Below are 217 nucleotides of genomic sequence, written 5' to 3'. Positions count from 1 at the left end.
GCCTTGGTGAGCCGTTACCCCACCAACTAGCTAATGCGCCGCAGGCCCATCCCTCAGCCACAGCTTGCACCGTGTTTCCTCACTCGGTCATGCAACCAAGCGATGTATCCGGTCTTAGCATTCGTTTCCGAATGTTATCCCGATCTGAGGGGCAGGTTGCCTACGTGTTACTCACCCGTCCGCCGCTAACCAAGTTAGTTGCAAGCAACTAACAAGA

The 217-nt window shown here is 54.8% G+C and carries 1 rRNA gene; it reads right to left on the bottom strand.

The annotated features are described in order from the left end of the window. Positions 1 to 217 (bottom strand): 16S ribosomal RNA (locus ACFPOF_RS29435); the annotation flags it as partial.

The sequence above is a fragment of the Cohnella soli genome (assembly GCF_042655525.1).
GTDB lineage: Bacteria > Bacillota > Bacilli > Paenibacillales > Paenibacillaceae > Cohnella > Cohnella soli.
The sequence above is the reverse complement of the archived record's forward strand: the minus strand, read 5'-3'. Positions and strand labels throughout refer to the sequence as shown.